Origin of the sequence: Acinetobacter sp. YH12070 (assembly GCF_013419625.1) — a bacterium.
In the GTDB taxonomy this organism is placed as follows: Bacteria; Pseudomonadota; Gammaproteobacteria; order Pseudomonadales; family Moraxellaceae; genus Acinetobacter; species Acinetobacter amyesii.
In genome coordinates this window covers 1-2,255 of sequence record NZ_VOZT01000121.1, presented here as the reverse complement: position 1 = coordinate 2,255, position 2,255 = coordinate 1, and the positions used below count along the sequence as shown (strand labels likewise).

The 2,255-nt window shown below is 40.0% G+C and carries 2 protein-coding genes, 1 rRNA gene and 1 pseudogene; 2 read left to right on the top strand and 2 right to left on the bottom strand.

Annotated elements, in window-relative coordinates:
• Positions 1 to 266 (top strand): annotated as a pseudogene (gene istB / locus FTU17_RS17135) (IS21-like element ISAba8 family helper ATPase IstB); the annotation flags it as partial.
• Positions 267 to 288: 22 nt separating this feature from the next.
• Here the strand turns inward: istB and FTU17_RS17810 are convergent.
• The gene (locus FTU17_RS17810; RefSeq protein ID WP_180136118.1) at positions 289 to 465 is read right to left on the bottom strand and encodes a hypothetical protein; all 177 of its coding nucleotides are present in this window, start codon (positions 463 to 465) and stop codon (positions 289 to 291) included.
• Between the two features lie 160 nt (positions 466 to 625).
• Here FTU17_RS17810 and FTU17_RS17125 point away from each other — a divergent pair, with 160 nt between their 5' ends.
• A complete protein-coding gene (locus tag FTU17_RS17125) occupies positions 626 to 1,999 on the top strand; it encodes a dihydrolipoyl dehydrogenase (protein ID WP_180136120.1) in 1,374 nt (457 codons plus the stop codon).
• Positions 2,000 to 2,140: 141 nt separating this feature from the next.
• Here the strand turns inward: FTU17_RS17125 and rrf are convergent.
• Positions 2,141 to 2,255: ribosomal RNA gene (gene rrf / locus FTU17_RS17120) — 5S ribosomal RNA — on the bottom strand.

Below are 2,255 nucleotides of genomic sequence, written 5' to 3'. Positions count from 1 at the left end.
ATGAAATTGGTTATTTACCGTTTGGACGTGAAGAAGCGAATCTGTTCTTTAACGTGATTGCCAAGCGTTATGAAAAAGGCAGTACGATATTGACGAGTAACTTACCCTTTAGCCAATGGTCTAAGTCATTTGCAGATGATGTCACGTTGACCGCTGCGATGTTAGATCGGTTATTGCATCACTGTCATGTGGTACAAATATCGGGTGAGAGTTATCGTTTGAAGGATAAAAAAAGAATTGGGATTCAGCCCCAGGTTGAAACTTAATACGAGATCAAAGGGGTCAATTTTACTTTGCCATTTGAAAGGTAAAAGGGGTCAATTTTAGAATGCCGTTGACAGGATCATCAGTTCCAGGTTTTGGACCCGTATTATAATAACCATCACTGCCACCGCCGCCACAGCCAGCCAATAAAACCGCTAAAGCCATAGCCGAAAATTTCAAACTAATTTCTTTCTTTTTCATTGAGTTATTCCCCAAATCCCTCTAAAACTATGAGTTAATCAAACATATAATTAATATTGTCAGATATGTAACCATAGTTACTGCTTTATGTAAATAAAAGCATGATAAATGTTTTGCTTGTGTTAGCCTAAATTTATTTATTACATGAAGTAGCTCACAAATGTACGACCTCATTATTATTGGTGCAGGCACCGCAGGCATTAGCGCCTATAAAGAAGCGATTAAATACACCCAAAACCTACTCATCATCAATCACGGTCCATGGGACACCACCTGTGCCCGCGTTGGTTGTATGCCCAGCAAAGTTCTCATCTCTAGTGCCAATCGCATGCACGACATACAACATGCACAAGAAGTTGCACTCACGGTAGATGCAAAAATTGATACATCCCAAATCATGACGCACGTACGCCAATTACGTGATCGTTTTACCCGTGCCACACAAAAAGATGTAGATCGTTGGGAAGCATCCCATAAAGTTTCGGGCTTTGCGACTTTTATAGATGCCCATACAATTCAAGTGAATGGACAGCAATATCAGGCAAAAGCTTTTATTATTGCAGTCGGTTCTACTCCTGCTTATGAGCAAGCATGGAAAGAAAAATTAGGCGAACGCTTAATCACATCAGATCAAATCTTTGAATTAGAGAACTTACCCCAATCTTTGGCCGTCATTGGCAGTGGTGTAATTGCAATCGAATTGGCTCAAGCTATGCAACGCTTAGGGGTAGATACCACTATTTTTGCCCGTAGTCGTAAAGTTGGTTCACTCCGCAGCCCAGAACTACAAACCATTGCACAAGATACACTCAGTCGAGAATTGAATATCAAATTTGAAACCTTGCCTACACAACTACAAAAAACAGAACAAGGCGTGAAAATTGAATATCAAGAAAATGGACAAATACAAAGCTTAACTGCCGATTATGTATTGGTTGCTACGGGTAGACGCAGCTATTTAGATCAGCTTCATCTTGAAAATATTGATACAAGTTTCAACAACATCAAACAACTCCCAATTGATCCTCATACCAAACAACTCGGACAGCATGCTATTTTTATTGTGGGTGATGCACACACGAATACTCCCATTCAACATGAAGCAGCACATGAAGGGCGTGCAGCCGTGCATAATTGTTTAAGCTTTCCAAACATTGAAAATATAAAAACATTAACACCCATGGGCATTGTGTTTAGCTCACCTGAAATGGCATCTGTAGGACAAAACTATAAACAACTGAAAGAGCAAAATATTGCATTTACGACAGGCTTTGTTTCTTATGAAAAACAAGGTCGCGCTTTGGTGCTGGGAAAAAATAAAGGTGCGATTGAAGTTTATATTAATAATAAAAGTCAAAAGTTATTAGGTGCTGAATTATTTGTGGATGCTGCTGAGCACATGGCGCACTTATTGGCTTGGATGATTGATGAAGAACTCACACTTGAGGATATTTTAGATAAACCGTTCTACCATCCAACACTAGAAGAGGGTTTAAGAACAGCATTAAAGCATGCACGACGTCAGTTAATATAATTTTATCATTCTATATAAACTTATAGCGTTGGATATCCAACGCTTAATTTCCGTATCCCCCCTCTATCTTTTTCCTTTCCCTTTTTCTTCGCACATAAAAAAACACCCCCTTCGCTTTGAAGGGGGTGTTTTCGAATAATGAGCTGGCGATGACTTACTCTCACATGGGTAACCCCACACTACCATCAGCGCTAAGAGGTTTCACTTCTGAGTTCGGGAAGGGATCAGGTGGTTCACTCTTGCTATTGTCGCCAGC

Excerpts from the sequence above, each read along its gene's own strand:
- FTU17_RS17125 (WP_180136120.1), top strand. The coding sequence starts at position 626 with ATGTACGACCTCATTATTATTGGTGCAGGCACCGCAGGCATTAGCGCC.
- FTU17_RS17810 (WP_180136118.1), bottom strand. The coding sequence starts at position 465 with ATGAAAAAGAAAGAAATTAGTTTGAAATTTTCGGCTATGGCTTTAGCG.